General features: G+C 69.9%; 12 protein-coding genes and 1 pseudogene. 9 read left to right on the forward strand and 4 right to left on the reverse strand.

Translation table 11 applies throughout. The annotated features are described in order from the left end of the window. Window positions 1-118 precede the first annotated feature (118 nt). Window positions 119-2806, reverse strand: coding sequence for a helix-turn-helix transcriptional regulator (locus H4W80_RS63375; RefSeq protein WP_192783995.1), 2688 nt, complete (start codon window positions 2804-2806; stop codon window positions 119-121). A 160-nt stretch (window positions 2807-2966) separates the two neighbouring features. Between H4W80_RS63375 and H4W80_RS05060 the strand changes: the two genes are divergently transcribed. From H4W80_RS05060 to H4W80_RS05080, 5 genes are all read left to right on the forward strand, one after another. Continuing rightward, the gene (locus H4W80_RS05060) at window positions 2967-3482 is read left to right on the forward strand and encodes a dihydrofolate reductase family protein (protein WP_225963247.1); all 516 of its coding nucleotides are present in this window, start codon (window positions 2967-2969) and stop codon (window positions 3480-3482) included. 18 nt (window positions 3483-3500) lie between these two features. Beyond that, window positions 3501-4997, forward strand: coding sequence for a DUF6298 domain-containing protein (locus H4W80_RS05065; protein WP_192783997.1), 1497 nt, complete (start codon window positions 3501-3503; stop codon window positions 4995-4997). A gap of 5 nt (window positions 4998-5002) precedes the next feature. Then, window positions 5003-5563, forward strand: a complete 561-nt coding sequence (locus H4W80_RS05070) for a pyridoxamine 5'-phosphate oxidase family protein (RefSeq protein ID WP_192783998.1) — start codon at window positions 5003-5005, stop codon at window positions 5561-5563. Continuing rightward, on the forward strand, window positions 5560-6174 hold the full coding sequence (locus tag H4W80_RS05075) for a dihydrofolate reductase family protein (protein WP_192783999.1): 615 nt from the start codon (window positions 5560-5562) through the stop codon (window positions 6172-6174). The genes H4W80_RS05070 and H4W80_RS05075 overlap by 4 nt, the downstream gene beginning before the upstream one ends. 106 nt (window positions 6175-6280) lie before the next feature. Continuing rightward, on the forward strand, window positions 6281-6676 hold the full coding sequence (locus H4W80_RS05080) for a DoxX family protein (RefSeq protein ID WP_192784000.1): 396 nt from the start codon (window positions 6281-6283) through the stop codon (window positions 6674-6676). Window positions 6677-6823: 147 nt separating this feature from the next. On the opposite strand, the gene H4W80_RS05085 is transcribed toward H4W80_RS05080, so the two are convergent. Together H4W80_RS05085 and H4W80_RS05090 are read right to left on the reverse strand one after the other, a co-directional pair. Further along, entirely contained in the window at window positions 6824-7060 is a 237-nt protein-coding gene (locus H4W80_RS05085; RefSeq protein ID WP_318787605.1) for a Tn3 family transposase, read from the reverse strand. A 48-nt stretch (window positions 7061-7108) separates the two neighbouring features. Continuing rightward, the gene (locus tag H4W80_RS05090; protein ID WP_192784002.1) at window positions 7109-7975 is read right to left on the reverse strand and encodes a GNAT family N-acetyltransferase; all 867 of its coding nucleotides are present in this window, start codon (window positions 7973-7975) and stop codon (window positions 7109-7111) included. A 139-nt stretch (window positions 7976-8114) separates the two neighbouring features. Between H4W80_RS05090 and H4W80_RS62470 the strand changes: the two are divergent. Continuing rightward, a pseudogene (locus H4W80_RS62470) lies at window positions 8115-8270 on the forward strand (YciI family protein); the annotation flags it as partial. Between the two features lie 692 nt (window positions 8271-8962). Here the strand turns inward: H4W80_RS62470 and H4W80_RS05095 are convergent. Then, entirely contained in the window at window positions 8963-9532 is a 570-nt protein-coding gene (locus tag H4W80_RS05095) for a dihydrofolate reductase family protein (RefSeq protein ID WP_192784003.1), read from the reverse strand. Between the two features lie 991 nt (window positions 9533-10523). On the opposite strand from H4W80_RS05095, the gene H4W80_RS05100 reads away from it, so the two are divergent. The 3 genes from H4W80_RS05100 to H4W80_RS05110 all read left to right on the forward strand — a co-directional run bounded on the left by H4W80_RS05100 (window position 10524) and on the right by H4W80_RS05110 (window position 12411). Next, the gene (locus tag H4W80_RS05100; protein ID WP_318786705.1) at window positions 10524-11630 is read left to right on the forward strand and encodes a serine/threonine protein phosphatase; all 1107 of its coding nucleotides are present in this window, start codon (window positions 10524-10526) and stop codon (window positions 11628-11630) included. A 413-nt stretch (window positions 11631-12043) separates the two neighbouring features. Beyond that, window positions 12044-12205 carry a hypothetical protein gene (locus tag H4W80_RS05105; protein WP_192784004.1) on the forward strand — a complete coding sequence of 54 codons (162 nt, stop codon included), beginning with the start codon at window positions 12044-12046 and terminating at the stop codon, window positions 12203-12205. Beyond that, window positions 12205-12411 (forward strand): hypothetical protein, encoded by a 207-nt coding sequence (locus H4W80_RS05110; protein WP_192784005.1) that lies wholly within the window; start codon window positions 12205-12207, stop codon window positions 12409-12411. Before H4W80_RS05105 ends, H4W80_RS05110 begins: the two co-directional genes overlap by 1 nt. The last annotated feature ends 286 nt before the right edge of the window (window positions 12412-12697 follow it).

Consider the following 12697-nt stretch of genomic DNA (forward strand, 5'->3'; position numbering starts at 1 on the left):
GTGCCGGTTTCCACGTCGCTCATAAGCTTTTCTGGCTACCCGCGTTCTTGCCGGATAGGCGTTCTGGAGGAGTTTGTCGATCATGCAGGCGCGGGGCTCAGGGGGGACGGATGATGATTCACCGATCGTCGGTGGATGACGCTACTCCGGCGAGTTCGGTGCGGTTGGCGACACCGAGCTTGGCGTAGATATGGGAGAGGTGGGTCTTGACGGTGCTGCGGCTCATGAACAGCCGTGCTCCGATCTGCGGGTTGTTGAGGCCGGCGGCGGCCAGCCGTGCCACGCTCAGCTCGGTCGGGGTGAGGCTGTCCCAACCGGCGGCCGGCCGGTCGCGGGCACCCCGGCTACGGCGGACGTAGGCGACCGCGTCGTCGAGGGACAGCTCCGCGCCCGCCGCCCATGCCGTCGCGAACTCCTCACCGAGCCCCTGCCTGAGCCGGGCGAGCAGTTCCTCGTACTCGCGTCGTTCGGCCACGGGCCGGGGATATCCCAGGGCCGCGCGTGCCGCGGTGCTCGCCGCCAGCGTCCGCACCGCGTTCGGCGGGGGCAGATGCGCGGCGATCGCGTCCAGGCTGTCCACCCAGAACGTGCGCAGTCCGTGGGCGACGCGAATGGTCAGCGCCTCGTGGTGCAGGTCGGGATCGCCGGTGAGATGGGCCTGTTGCTGCAGCACGTCCGCGAGGACGCGCGGCATGCCGAGCTTGGATGCGACGGCTGCCGCCCGGTCGAGCTCGTCGCGAGCGTCCTCGCACCGGCCGGCGCGTCGTAGGGCCTCTCCGTAACCGGCGTGCACCTGCGCCGCGAGGTAGGTCGGCGCGACGTGCTCGCTCTGGCGCACATCGTGCTCGAACCAGCGCAGCGCCCCGTCGAGATCGCCGCCGGCCACCAGCACCTGTGCGAGTGCCGCCCCCGCGCCGGGCACGAAGACGGCTGCTTCGGCGTTCTCCATGAGCAGCAGCAGCGGCCGCATCGCCTCCAGCGCCGCGCTCACGTCTCCGGACGCGGCGTGCGCCGCGGCCAGGGCAGCGCGTGCCATGCCGACGCGCAGGTAGTCGCCGAGCGGCTCGGCGAGTTCGAGCGACTGGCCGGCCAGGCGGCGGGCCTCGGCCGGCCGGCCGCTCGCGAGCGCTCCGCTCGACAGGTACGCCAGCGTGGTCGACGCTATCCCGCGGTGACGGTGGCGCAGGCCGTCGAGTGCCGTCTCCAGCAGCGGGCGGGCCTCGTCGTGCCGGTCCTGCAGCTGTCTGATCATGCCCTGCAGCGCCAGCTGGGCATGCCTGAACAACTGGTCGCCCGCGAGGTCGGCGGAGCGGGTCGCCTCGACGGTGAGGTCCCAGGCGGCGGCGAAGTCGGTGTAGAACCGGCCGACCGCGGCCAGCGAAAGGCACTGGCTGCGCAGGCTCTCGTCACCGTGCGCGGTGGCCAGTTCGAGCGCCTGCCGCGCCACGTCGTACTCCATGTCCAGCGGGCTCGTGGTGTCCGCGACCAGTGCCAGCCCGGTGAGCAGCCGCGCTTGCAGCAGTGATCGGTCCGACGGCACGCGGTCGATGGCGCGCCGCAGGAAGGCGATGCCCTCGTGCCCGTGCCGGTGCAGGTGCCACAACCACGACAGTTCGGCGGCGAGGCGGCGTCCCCTGCCGGGGTCGTCGGCGGCCAGCCCCCACTCCAAGGCGGCGCGCAGGTTGTCGTACTCACCCTCGAGCCGGGCCCGCCAGGCGTCGAGGTCGGCGGCCCGCGCGGGCCCGCCTGCGGCGAAGGCGAGGAAGTGGTCGAGATGGCGGTCGCGGACGAGGCCGGCCTCCCCGGCCTCACGCAACCGGTCAGCGGCGTAGTCGCGGATGGTCTCCAGCAGCAGGAAGCGGGAGACGCCGCCGCGGGCCTCTGCGACCACCAGCGACTTGTCCACCAGCCGGCCGATGCTGCCGAGCACGTCGTCGCGAGCGACGACTCCGCCCTGACAGATCGTCCGTACGGCGTCCAGGTCGAACCCGGAAGGAAACACCGCGAGGCGGCGAAACACCGCCCGGTCCTGCTCGTTGAGCAGGTCGTGGCTCCAGGCGATGGACGCCGCCAGGGTCTGCTGCCGGGCGGCGACGCCGCGGGGGCTGCGGACGAGCAGGCCGAAGCGGTCGTCCAGGCCGTGCTCGATCTGTTGTGGGGTGAGGGAGCCCAGCCACGCGGCCGCGAGCTCGATGGCGAGCGGGATGCCGTCGAGCCTGGAGCACATCACGCGGGCGGCGGCCTCGCCCGCCCGGTCCAGGCCGAACTGCTGCCGGACCTGGCGGCCCCGTTCGACGAACAGCTCCAACGCCTCGTCCGGGGCCAGCGACGGCACCCGCCAGACCACCTCGCCCGGCACGGCCAGCGGCTCGCGGCTGGTGATGAGCACCGACAGCTCCGGGCACGACGACAGCAGCGCGCCGGTCAGCTCGGCGGCGCCGTCGATGACGTGCTCGCAGTTGTCCAGGCAGAGCAGCGCGTGGCGGCCGCGCAACTGGGCCGCCATCGACCGTACGGGGCCTTGGACGGGTTCGACGAGCACGCCGAGCCTCGCCGCGACCAGCTCGGCGAGTCGCGCCTGGTCGCCGGCGGCCGCCAGCTCGACCCACCAGACGCCGTCCGGCCGTCGCTCGACCTCGGTGGCGGCGAGCTGTGCGGCGAGCCGGGTCTTGCCGACGCCGCCGGGGCCGGTCAGCGTCACCAGCCGCTCGGTGTCCAGCAGCGCGCGCACCGCGGCCAGCTCGGACTGCCTGCCTACGAAGGTGGCGAGCTGGACGGGCAGGTCAGGGGGCATTTCGGACGTCATGGCAGGGCTCAGTCTGCCATCGAAGCGTCGGCATCGGCCACCGGAGAGTCCTGGCCTCGGCCACCTGGCCGATGTTCTGCTCAGCCGCCGGAGGCAGGCTTGCCGCAGCAGCCGAACCCGACGACCAGGGAGCGACGTGATGGGATCTGTCATCGCCAGTATGTCCATGTCTCTCGACGGCTTCGTCGCCGGGCCGAACGACGAGGTGGACCAGGTGTTCGCCTGGTACGACGCGGAGCGGGCCGGTGCCGAGGTGTTCCCGCCCGGCGCGCTGGGCTCGCTGGTGTGTGGCCGCAGGCTGTTCGAGCTGACCAACGCGTGGGGCGGCAGGCATCCGATGGGCGCGCACGTCTTCGTCGTCACCCACAGCGTGCCGGACGCCTGGCCGCGCGAGGACACGCCGTTCACGTTCGTCACCGACGGTGTGGCCAGCGCGGTACGGCAGGCCAAGGATCTCGCTGGTGGCCGCGATATCGCCATCGCCACCCCCACCATCACCCAGCAGTGTCTCGACCTCGGACTGGTCGACCTGCTCGCGGTGGACCTGGTGCCCGTCCTGCTGGGAAAGGGCGTCCCGTTCTTCGCCGGACTCTCCAAGGGGCCGGTCGGCTTGGGCACCCCCACCGTCATCGAGGGCAAGGGCGTCACGCACCTGCGCTACCCGGTCCACCACTGACACCCAAAAGGAGACATCATGTCGGATATATCCACATATCGGGGTCAGATGCCCGGCCCGCTGGAGGTGTCCGCGGACAACCCGCGCTACTTCACCGTACGTTCGGACAACCGGGCGGTGTATCTCACCGGCTCGCACATCTGGAACAACTTCCACGACGGCATGGGGCCCGGCGCCACCGCACCGGCCGAGCCCGAGAAGCTGGACTACAGCGCCTACCTGGACTTCCTCGCCGCTCGCGGGCACAACTTCATCCGGCTGTGGCGCTGGGAACAGTTCCAGTCACAGGCCGCCGGCGGCGCGTACCACCTGAACATGAGCCCGCAGCCCTGGCCGCGGACGGGACAGGGAACGGCCAAGGACGGCGATGCGAAGTTCGACCTGTCCCAGTTCGACCCGGCCTATTTCCAGCGGCTGCGCGAGCGGGTCACCGCGGCCGGCGAGCGCGGCATGTACGTGGCGGTGATGCTGTTCGACGGCTGGGCGCTGCACCTCAGCCCGGCGCCGGACAACGTCGAGGGGCATCCCTTCCACGCCGGCAACAACGTCAACGGCATCGGGATCACCTCGATCCTCGACCACCAGGTCCTGCCGCTCGACCCCGCCGTACAGGCACTGCAGGAGGCCTACCTCCGGCAGGTCGTCGACACCCTGCATGATCTGGCCAACGTCCTGTACGAGGTCTCCAACGAGTCATCCGGCGGTGGCGCCGTCAGCCCGGAGATGGCCGACGTGCTCGGCGTACCGCTGGAGACCGAGTGGGGCGACTCGACCGGCTGGCAGTACTGGGTGATCGAGTTCGTCCGGCAGTACCAGCGGCAGCGGGGATATGACCCGCGCCCGATCGGCATGACCATGCAGTTCCCGGTGGCCGACCAGACCCTGGTCAACGCGCCCCTGTTCGACGGGCCCGCCGACTGGATCTCGCCTGGCTACGATGACGAGATCTTCCGCGAGGGCGGTCACCCGTCCGCCCCGGGCGGCTCGCCGTCGCGATGGCTGGACGACCCGCCGCCCGCCGACGGCCGGAAGGTCCTGCTCAGCGACACCGACCACTTCGCCCCCGGCCACGGCGACGCGCTGTGGGTGTGGAAGGCGTTCCTGCGCGGCCACAACCCGATCTTGATGGACTACGGCCTCATCGACGGCGTCCCGTCCTCACCGGACGCCCTCGAACCGGCCCGCCAGGCGATGGGCGACACCCGGCGCTACGCCGAGAGGATCGGCCTCATCGGCATGGCCCCTCGCGGCGACCTCACCTCCACCGGCTACGCGCTCGCACACCCCGGCAAGGAGTACCTCATCCTGCAACCGGGCGGGACCAGCGAGGTGTTCACCGCCGAGTTGCCGGCCGGCGGCTACACAGCCGACTGGTACGCCATCGACGCGCGGACATCCCTGGCCGGCGACGAGGTCACGGTGCCGAGCGACGGCCTGGTGAAGTTCACCGTACCGTCCACGATCCAGGGCCCGGCCGTCCTGCATCTGGCGGCCACCACCGTCCGAGACCGGTGACCGGCATGTGGGAAGTGGTTCCCCGGCTGCTGGGCGACAGCCGCTACCTCGTGCTCGCCACCGCCGATCGCCAGGGGCGACCGTGGGCCACACCCGTCTTCTTCGCCGCCCGCGATGAGGACCGGCTCGTCTGGGTGTCGGCACCGGGCAGCAGGCATTCCCGTAACATCGCCGAACGCCCGGACGTGGCCATCACGGTCTTCGACTCCCACGCGCCCATCGGCGGCGCCGAGGCGCTCTACCTCGAGGCGACCGCCGGCCCCGCCGACGATCCCGCCGCGGCGCTGACGATACTCAACGCCCGCCTGCCCCCAGGCAAGGCACTCGGCGGCGACGACCTCGCGCCGTCCGGCCCCCTGCTGGTCTACCAAGCCGACGTACGACGGCATTTCATCCTGATCCGGGGCGGGGATCCGCGCTTCGACAACGTCACCGACGCACGCCTGCGCGTCACTCGCGCTCAGGAGCGACCCCCCATGGATGAGCCCATCCACTCGATCATCACCTCACTCGACGGTCACATGAACGACAGCTCCGGCTCCGCCGGCCCCAAGGAGCAGGCATGACCCGCGTCATCGCTGACATCTCGCTCTCCCTCGACGGCTTCGTCACCGGACCCGATCCCGATCCGGACAACGGCCTGGGCGTCGGCGGCGAGGCCCTGCACACCTGGGCGTTCTCCGACGACCCCGACGACCGCCGGATCCTGCGCGAGGCGACCGCCCGCTCCGGCGCCGTCATCCTCGGCCGGCGGCTCTTCGACGTGATCGACGGACCGAAAGGCTGGAACGACGACTCCGGCTACGGCGCCCGCGAGGTCGGCAAGCCCGCGTTCATCGTCGTGACGAACTCGCCACCGCAGTCGGTACGGCTCACCGACCTCGACTGGACGTTCGTCACCACCGGCCTGCCCGACGCCGTCGCCGCCGCCCGCGAGCGCGCCGAAGCGGCATCGGCACAGCGCGGCCAGGACCTCGACGTCGTCCTGATGGGCGGCGGCGCCACCATCGGCTCGGCCATCGACGCCGGGCTGGTCGACGCGCTGACGCTGCACCTCGCGCCCGTCGTCCTGGGCGCGGGGACCCCGCTGTTCACCGGTGCGGCGCCGCGCACGCTGGTGCAGCGGAGCGTGACCTCGACCTCGACCGCGACGCACCTGACCTACGACATCCCCTGACGACGTCGTGGCGCCCCGCCACGGCCGTCTTCGCCGACCCTTTTGACAGGAGGACTCCATGAGTCACGCACAGTCCGCAACCGCCGCCCCGCCTGCCCGGACACGCATGCGCACACACGTCAGAACGGCCGCTCTATGGGCGGCGCAGGCCATCCTGGCCGTCCAGCTCGCCCCGGCCGGAATCCTCAAGGTCACGAGCGATCCCGCGATGGTGGAGCTGTTCACCACGATCGGGGCCGGGCAGTGGCTCCGGTACACCGTGGGCACCCTGGAGATCGCCGCCGCGATCGGCCTCCTGGTGCCCAGGCTGTGCGGGCCGGCCGCCCTCGGCGTGGCCGCCCTGATGACCGGCGCGACCCTCACCAACATCTTCCTCATCGCTGCCCCGCCATGGCTGCCCCTCGGCTTGCTGATGGTGGGCGCGCTGGTCGCGTGGGCACGCCGTACCGAGATCAAGGCCTTTCCGCTCGGGGCCGTGTCACCAGACGGAAAGCAGCTGTGAGTGATCAGGGCCACCGGCCGGTAGGCGCCCTGCCCAGCTCGCGCAGCTGGGCAGGGCGCAGCGGGCCGCCAGCCGCTGATGTCCGGCTCCGCCTCCACGCCCACCGCGACCGTCTCGCTGTGCGCCGGGGAGATGTACGCGAGCAGCTCATCGCGCACCTCCCGGCCAGAGCCGGGTCTCGCCCTTGTTCGGCTGGCGGGCGATCTTCCTGCGGTAGGGCGGGTCCGACAGATACTTCGCCGCGTACAGGCTCTCCTTGAGCGCCGCGGCCAGGGTGTTCTGCCGGGAGGCGGCCGACCACTTGCCTACCACCAGCGAGGCGGTGGCCTGGCCGTACTTCAGCCACCCGGCCATGCGCAGCAGGTCCGGCCGGCACTCGGCGATGGTCTTCGGAGAACACGATCACCACGAGGGCCCGCCAGCGCTCAACCTCTAGGCATCCCGGTATTTGTCCCGGACTTCAGGGAGTTGCCGGAAGCCGGCTGACCTGTAGGTGGCGACGGCGCCGACGTTGGAGCTCGGGGTGCAGACGATCGCGCTCGACGCACCCAGCTCCTGGAGTGCGGCGGCCGCGGCGACGCTGATCGCCTTGCCGTACCCGTGACCGCGGTGTTCCCGGTGCACGCCCATCGGCTCGAGCAATCCGGGCTTACCCGGACCGGCCGACCACACCGTCACCGCGGCCACCGCGTCGCCCTGGTCGTCGTACGCGACCAGGCACCGGGCGTCGGCGTACGGCAATCCGGCCGCCATCGCGTGCCAGTGCTCCTCCGTGAACCTCGACCCGTCGAACGACGCCCGCTGCACGGCGGCCCGCACGTGCGCCTGCTCCGGTCCGACCACCTCGATCCGCACACCTGGGTCCTTCACCGGCTCCGTGAGATCGCGGCGCAGCGGTGTCCACGGCTCGTCGACCTTCCAGCCACTCTTCGACAGCAGATCCTGGACCAGTGCGTGTATGGGCGCTTCGACGTTCACCTTCCCCTCGATCAGCACGCCGCGCTCCGGCTCGGTCACGTCCTCGACCAGCTGCCGTGCCAGCTCCTCGTCCCGCTGAGCGTCCGGTGCCAGTGTCAGCCGCAACAGGTCGGGCTGGTCCAGCAGCCCGACGGCGAGAATCTGCCCGCCCCGGCTCCACGTACGGACCGCCGCGGCCGTCGCCTCCGCACCGAACCGCCAGAACCAGCCCACGTCCCCCGGATGCAGTTGCATCGGCGCCCCGTCGTCCTGCCACTCCCGCAGCGCGCCCACGACCTCGCTCAGCCCGTCGACTCCCGGCTCACCCAACACAATCGTCATAGCCCCGATCACACTCCACCGAGCCGGCAGTCCGCACCCGGTTTTCGGCCGGCCGGGGCGGGGCTCAGCGATGAGGGGTCGAAATGCACCGGAGTCTCGCAGGCGGATCCGGGGCGTGCGGTGACGACGACTATGGACCCAGTGGACGCCGGAGGAGGTCGACGCGCACGTGCAGGACATGCGCGACTTCGCGGCCCGGTCGGAGGAGGCGGGGGAGTCGGCCGACGGCCAGGCGCTGATGCCCAAGGGCGCGTTCGTGCGGTATGACGGCGAGGGGCGCCCGCCGGTGACCGAGTGAACGAGCCGCTGCTACGGGAGCGCGTGCACGCGGAGATCGGTGTTCTCGGCTGACGCGGAGCCGACTTCGCGTCGGCCGAGAACACCGCGCAGGACTGCCTTGATCCGGGCGCCGGAGACCTGGCCGGACGATCCACCGCGCGATCCGAAGGCATGGCTCGTCGCGATCGCGTGACGCAAGTCCCTCGACGCCGCCCGGGCCGAGGCGTGGCGGCGGGGCGCGAGGGAAAGTCGGTCGTGGGCGGGGTGACCTAACCCTTGCGCGGTATCGGCTTACGCGGCACCGAGGCGTCAAGCAACCCGCCTGGACGATCTTCAAGGCGCGGCCTGACCTGGCTCGCAGGGGCTGACGGCGAGCACACTGAGGTGTTCATGCTCGCCCGGCACCTGCACCTGCACCAATCCTCGCCGATGTTCATCCACACCCGGCCTCTCCGGACAGTCCTACGAGATCCGGAGGGGCGAGCAGGCTCACCGGCGAGGACTGGCGAGCGCTTCAGCGCGTGCTCGCGTGCGCGAGCCAGGCGAGGCTGATGATCCGTTGGGCAGCCTGGAAGGTGACCTCGTCGGATCCGTCTGCACCCGCCGACTCGACGTCGCATACGCCCCGTTGATCGGCGTGGGCTCCACGGCCGCCGCGCGGGCAAGGGGAGGGCTACTTCAAAGGCAGCGCGGGTGCCGGCTGGTCGCTCATCTGGAGGTGAGCTGGTAGTGCGACACCACGACCTGGCCGTCAAGGACCTGCGAGTTAACAAGCCGCAGCTTGTGGCGCTGCTCCGGCGCGGCGAACAGCCGCCGTCCGCCGCCCAGCACCACCGGGTGCACGGCGACGTGATACTCGTCGATGAGCCCCAACTCGGTCAGCGCCGCCGCCAGCGCGGAACCGCCGGTGAGCAGCAGGTCCCCGCCCTCCGGCCGCGCTTTGAGGGCGGCGACCTCCTCGGCCAGGTTCCCGGCGATGACGCGGCTGGTCCACTCATCACCCGGGTACGTACGAGAGAAGACGATCTTCGGCGTGGCCCGCCAGAAGGGCGCGAAAGCTTGAACGTGCGCGTCATCCAACATCGACTCGGCCTCCGGCCAGAACCCCACCATCATCTGCCACACCGGACGCCCGAACAGCAGCGTGCCGACCTCCTTGTCCAAACTTTCGGAGTACGCCGACAGCTCCGGCCCCATCACCGGCCAGTCGAACTCCCCGCCAGGTCCGTCGATGAACCCGTCCACCGACGCGTGCACCCAATAAATGATCTTGCCCATGAGTTACCTCTCTTGTCTGTGCGGTCATAGGTAGGTCGGAGCCGGCCGCCGGTTCTTGACGGGCGACGGCGAGCGGGCCCGGCATCGCCAAGGCGACGCGGCCAGAACTCCACAGGTATCCATCCGGCAGGAGGCACGATCGGGAAATCGTGCCTCCTGACATCTGAACGTCGACATCAGGTCGAAATCATGATGATCCACCAATCGGGTTCCATGACGCCTCCCTTCTGCGTCGCTGTCGCTGCCTGCGACTCTGGCCTGCCGCGACAGGCCGGGACATCCGTGCGGACCCCCTGACCGCCACGGAGGTGGCACGGATCCGCCACGGAAAGACCCCACGGCCCCTGTCTGCACACCCGGCGCCATGTCGGCCATGTCAGCGACCGCATGCCGAGCACCACGTCACAAATCGCCGCCTCCCGATCTGGGTGACGTGCTGCACGCACTCTGCGCCGCTGGGCCCGGCGCGGCCCGCCCTGGTCAGCTGCTGCCCGGCGAGTTCGCGCCGCTCATCCCCGGGCAGCCCCTGGCACTGGCACCCGACACAGCACTCCGACCGACGGCGGGTTCTGCACCCTCCAACCCGCGCTCCAGGCCGGGGCGTGCCTCTGGAAGCGGAACTGCGACAAGCCGGTCCTGTCCGGCGCCGATCCGCTCTCCTGGCGCCGAAAGCAAGAGCAGCGGCGCCCGATCGCCGAACGAGCACCCGACGAGCAAGCAGCCCGCGTCGCGCCCTCCTGACGGGAACGAGCACTCAATACGGAAGCCGAGCCCAAGCACCCCCACTGCGAGATCGCCTTGCACCGCAACGCCATCGGCAAGATCCGTGATCTGAAGAACGACCTGCCCGAGGACAGCCTTCAGCAACTCTCCGACCGGATCGCTCTCGCCGCGCCTCGATCCTGACCACTGTCCTGTCGCCGGATGAACCCGGAAGGCCCATCCCCGACAGGTGTAGCGTCTGACACGCGAAGTTGATCACGAAGGGTGCGTGCCATTGGACCTGCAAAACACCCGATTGGACATGTCGCAAAGTGCGCGTGTCCACCGATACAGCGATGTCGCAAGCGCATTGGCGTTGCACAGCGACCGGCAGCTCAGCGAGTCACTGGACCAGGCGCAGACTCTAAGCTCGGGGATCGGCGGTACCTCGGTACTGCTGGACATCGAGGGCGTGCCGGTCTTCGCCAAGCGAATGCCCCTGACCGACCTGGAGCGCCGCGAGGGCAACGCGATGTCCACCGCGAACCTGTTCGGGCTGCCTCCGTTCTGCCAGTACGGACTCGCCGCCATCGGCTCGCCGGGCTTCGGCGCCTGGCGTGAGCTCGCGGCCAACGTCATGACGACCAACTGGGTCCTGGCCGGGCGCAGCGCGGCCTTTCCGCTGCTGTATCACTCGCGGGTGCTGCCGGGAGCTCCGCCACCCATCGATGAGCACGCCGACGTCGAGGCGGTCGTACGGTACTGGGATGGATCACCGGGCGTACGGGATCGTCTCCACGCCCTTGCCCGGGCCTCGGCCAGCATCGTGCTGTTTCAGGAGTTCATCCCCTACAACCTCAACAACTGGCTCGACGCTCAGCTCACCGCCGGTCAGGACGCTGCGATAGCGGCGAGCGCCATGGTCGAGTCGTGCCTGCTCACCGACGTGGCCTTCATGAACGGCCAGCAGCTGATGCACTTCGACGGCCACTTCGGCAACATCCTCACCGACGGTGAACGCCTGTACATCGCCGACCTCGGACTGGCGACCTCCCTTCGGTTCGACCTGTCGACGCAGGAGATCGAGTTCCTGGAGCGCAACCGGACCCATGACCTCGGGTACGCGCTGATGCGGCTGGTCAACTGGCTCGTCACCAATATCTGCGGAGTGCCGGTGCCGCCGAACGGCATACCGGCACAACGCAACGAGTACATCCGCGCGTGCGCGGCCGGCGCGGACCCCTCTGGCGCCCCGCCGGTTGTAGCCGCAGTGATCCGCCGATACGCACCCGTGGCGGCGGCCATGAACGACTTCTACTGGGACCTGTACGGCACGTGTAGGACCACGCCGTATCCGAGCGAGAAGATCGAACGCGCCATGAGCGCAATGCCCTGACCCCCATCAGCACGAACACCAAGCCGACATGCTGCACCGCAAGACCCCCGGCAACGTCACATCTCGCCGGGGTCTTCTCCCTCCCCCCTGAATGCCGCCGGCCTCACCATCTTGAACGTCCGCGCACACCACAGACGTGCTTTCAACCCGCCGAGCGAGCGTCAACCGGCCACGTCGCGCACCCGTTTGCCGCACCCGCAGCTCACCCTCCTCTCGGGGCGACAGCGCGGCCCGGCGGTTCCTGCGCCTCACCCTCAAGATGATGACAAAGCTGCCGGGCCGGACCGGGTTCAAGGTATTGGACCGTCGAGCACTCGCCGGCGTAGATGACGAACGCCCGGCACGACGCGATCGACCAACGAGCGGCTGCCCCAGCACAGCGAGATCACTTGACCTGGCCCTCGATCACGCTCATGACAAGGCACCCGACCAGGGAGAACGCCACACCAGCACTGGAACAGTGGATCACCCGGCGGGCGCCAAGGCGGCTGCTGGCCATCGTCTCGTCCTGGTTGACGGCCGTCGTGGCGGTCGGAATCGCGTTCCTGCCGAACCCGCGGCTGGTTGGCCGCTGATGATGTTCCTGGCCAGGCCGATCAACATCGTCCTGGCCAGCTATGAGGCGCAGACCATCCCGGACGCGTTGATGGAGCGGTTCTCCAGCGCGATCAACTTCGGGGCCTGGTCGATCCGGTGGGTCGGCGCCCTCGCGGCCGGTGTCCTGGCGTCGGCCTTCGGCGCGGTGGCGCCGACGAGGTGTTCGCCGGGGCGCTGGCGCTGATCGCGGTGAGCACAATGATCGCGAAGGGCATGTACGTGCTCAACCAGCCCATCAACGAGATCGCCGCAGGCTAGCGAGCGACCTTGAGCCATCCGTTCCCTCGTGCCGCGTTCCTCGACGACGCACGTAAGCCCGCGCGGCGCCGGGGGAGCCGGGAAACGAAAGCGATCTTCCGGTACCCATCGCTTCTGCTCTGCCGTGCTCGTGAACGCCTCTGACCACACCACAGTGACAATCCCCATTAAGCGGGGGCTTTCGGTAAACCTGAAGATCACCAAGTCGGATC

The organism is Nonomuraea angiospora, assembly GCF_014873145.1.
Lineage (GTDB): Bacteria > Actinomycetota > Actinomycetes > Streptosporangiales > Streptosporangiaceae > Nonomuraea > Nonomuraea angiospora.

Coding starts and splice junctions, on each gene's coding strand:
- H4W80_RS63375 (WP_192783995.1), bottom strand. CDS start 2,806: ATGACGTCCGAAATGCCCCCTGACCTGCCCGTCCAGCTCGCCACCTTC.
- H4W80_RS05080 (WP_192784000.1), top strand. CDS start 6,281: ATGCGCACACACGTCAGAACGGCCGCTCTATGGGCGGCGCAGGCCATC.
- H4W80_RS05070 (WP_192783998.1), top strand. CDS start 5,003: ATGTGGGAAGTGGTTCCCCGGCTGCTGGGCGACAGCCGCTACCTCGTG.
- H4W80_RS05090 (WP_192784002.1), bottom strand. CDS start 7,975: ATGACGATTGTGTTGGGTGAGCCGGGAGTCGACGGGCTGAGCGAGGTC.
- H4W80_RS05105 (WP_192784004.1), top strand. CDS start 12,044: ATGACAAGGCACCCGACCAGGGAGAACGCCACACCAGCACTGGAACAG.
- H4W80_RS05110 (WP_192784005.1), top strand. CDS start 12,205: ATGATGTTCCTGGCCAGGCCGATCAACATCGTCCTGGCCAGCTATGAG.
- H4W80_RS05065 (WP_192783997.1), top strand. CDS start 3,501: ATGTCGGATATATCCACATATCGGGGTCAGATGCCCGGCCCGCTGGAG.
- H4W80_RS05060 (WP_225963247.1), top strand. CDS start 2,967: ATGTCCATGTCTCTCGACGGCTTCGTCGCCGGGCCGAACGACGAGGTG.
- H4W80_RS05095 (WP_192784003.1), bottom strand. CDS start 9,532: ATGGGCAAGATCATTTATTGGGTGCACGCGTCGGTGGACGGGTTCATC.
- H4W80_RS05075 (WP_192783999.1), top strand. CDS start 5,560: ATGACCCGCGTCATCGCTGACATCTCGCTCTCCCTCGACGGCTTCGTC.